The organism is Leptolyngbya sp. FACHB-36, assembly GCF_014695955.1.
In the GTDB taxonomy this organism is placed as follows: domain Bacteria; phylum Cyanobacteriota; class Cyanobacteriia; order Leptolyngbyales; family Leptolyngbyaceae; genus FACHB-36.
In genome coordinates this window covers 1-2,317 of record NZ_JACJPG010000088.1, presented here as the reverse complement: position 1 = coordinate 2,317, position 2,317 = coordinate 1, and the positions used below count along the sequence as shown (strand labels likewise).

Below are 2,317 nucleotides of genomic sequence, written 5' to 3'. Positions count from 1 at the left end.
CCACTCTCATAATCCTTCAAACGAGCAGCAATTTCTAAGGCACGATCGAAGGCTCCAATTTGAGCAAAGTTCCCTACCCACTGAGCAACTGCTTGTGGCGGCGGCTGTTTTCTGGCAATCTCATAGGCTTGCGAGAGGATGGTCGATGCCCGCCCTCGCTGTCCGGCGTTGGCGTAGGCGATCGCAACTTCCGTGAGCACTTGCCCTTTTGTGCCTGCATCTTGAATTTGATTCGCAATCCGGTAAGCACGATCATATTGCCCACTGCGGGATGCCCACTGGGAAAGCAGAGTGAGTAGGGACACCCGCTCAGTGGGGTCTACAACAGATTTAATAAACTCGACCCCTTCGAGCACACGATCTGCGCTAATGTAGCCCTTAGCAATTCCATACCGCGCCCTGCTTACCTGTGTTGCATCGTTGATGCGCTTGCTTAACGCGATCGCGTCGGCAAATCGTCCCTGTTCAGCAAGCGCTACCACAATAGGAACGAACACCTGATACCGCGATGCCGTAGATTGGATTCGTTCTGCAAATTGCTGCGCTTGGTTGATCTGTCCGGCTTTCACATACGCCTCAGCGATCGCAATCTCTGCCTCAGTTCTCAACGGGACACAGCAGGCTTGAGGCGGCAGGGTCGTGTACCCCATGCTGGTGGTGATGGCGATCGCGCGGTCATACTGTCCCAACTTTGCGTATTCAGCCGCAATTTTGCCAAGAAGCTGCTCCAGAGTGGCTGAGTTGGACAGCAGCCTTGTCCGTTGCTCTGCCTGTACGAGCGCTTCCGCCGCCTGTGTGAGTTGCCCATTTGTGGCGTATCGCCGCGCCGCCCGAAGCAAATTCCATGCGTTATCAGAGGAAGTGTAATCAACGGGACTGGTTGATTGAGCGGAAGCAAGGATAGTCCCGGTCAATGAGGATTTGTCACGGCTTGCTTCGGCTGCAACTGGCGCTAACGCCATCAACGTAACGACGATCGACAACATCCACCGCTTCACTGATGTCTCCTGGTACTGCTGTAGTTTGGGTGATGATCACCGATTGGATTGCAATTGCACGGCTACCCACAAAGAACGTGTTCATTCCTAAGGAGTAGAGTTTCACGTAGGGCTGAAAGTTCCCTAGAGAAAAGGTTTCCCTGTACTGAAGTTGCTTCTAGAAATCTTCGGATTTACGCATTTTGACCAAAACCTCGGAGGTTTAAGCTACTCTGTCAGTCACAATGCTTGATTCTTGGTCAAAACCTCCGAGGTTTGCGTAAGTCCCAAACCTGTTGATTCAGCGGCGCAAGCAGCGATTCTGACCACTCATGTCACCAAGACAGTTGCCGTTTTGATCCAAAATCACGATCGACCGAATTGCCGGAAACTGCTTCAGCGTGGCATTGACAGAACTAATCGCGCGAGCATCATCGCCAACACCCGCCGAGGCAACCTGCTTGCAGAACTGTAGTCTTGCCAGTCCAGACGTAATCGCTAGGGTAAAGTCTTTACCGCAGTTGGACGATCCCTTCAAAGTGATTGGAGCGCTAAACCCCAATTGTTTTTCCTGTTGAGTTGGTCCTGCAATGACTTGTCCGATCGCAAATTGGGCGACACCAGAATTCGCAGGTTGCCGCCAAACTGGCTCGACGTGGCTCAGGTTGTTCTGCTGTCCAGGATTGCGCGGCAGGAAGATTTTCACCCTACTTGCTGGAGCCACACCTAATGGTTGGGCTTGCGCGACCATCACTTGGGTTGTTCCATCTGGCTTGCTTCCAATCGGACTTGTAGATTCAGCCTGTACGGCTAAACCTGGAAGTCCCAGACCATGCAGCCCTGCAATTGCGGCTAGTGTGGAAAAAGATAGGCTCGTTACGTTACGGATGTTAGGCATCGTGATGATTTCAGAATTCTCTAAGTAGATAGGATTGAATTCAAGGCGCGATCAATCAATTCCCTACAGCGTTATGTGATTGCCCAATCCCAATAGGACTGGATCAACTTCTGCGTTTAGAACTGTAGGTTAAACAGAACGCAAATTTTGTGGGGCGGCATTTTGCCTGCTTTAAACTGTGGAATAGCCAGTAGGAGCGCAACAACAATTTGTTTCATTGCTATGTTTCATTGCTATCTGTAGTGCAACGTAGCTATCTCTAACGTAGACAGATTTGACGGCTGTACTGAGAGCGGTTGCGAATTTTGCAACGCTGCACCAACTTGTGGAGATGTTGGCAGCGGGAGTAAGTCAAGCCGATCGAGCACGCGACCTCAGCAGCATTAGCTGAGCAGTTCAGGCAGCAATTTATGCCGACTCTCCAAATTCCAGCTACCGATCA

The 2,317-nt window shown here is 51.2% G+C and carries 2 protein-coding genes; both read right to left on the bottom strand.

The features are described from left to right. On the bottom strand, nucleotides 1-998 hold a 998-nt coding region (locus H6F43_RS01245; RefSeq protein ID WP_190340209.1), incomplete at its 3' end, for a hypothetical protein. Nucleotides 999-1,278: 280 nt separating this feature from the next. Beyond that, nucleotides 1,279-1,875 (bottom strand): hypothetical protein, encoded by a 597-nt coding sequence (locus H6F43_RS01240; RefSeq protein WP_190340208.1) that lies wholly within the window; start codon nucleotides 1,873-1,875, stop codon nucleotides 1,279-1,281. Nucleotides 1,876-2,317: the final 442 nt, after the last annotated feature.

What these genes read in the sequence shown, in the direction of transcription:
- H6F43_RS01240 (WP_190340208.1), bottom strand. Translation starts at nt 1,875, where the DNA reads ATGCCTAACATCCGTAACGTAACGAGCCTATCTTTTTCCACACTAGCC.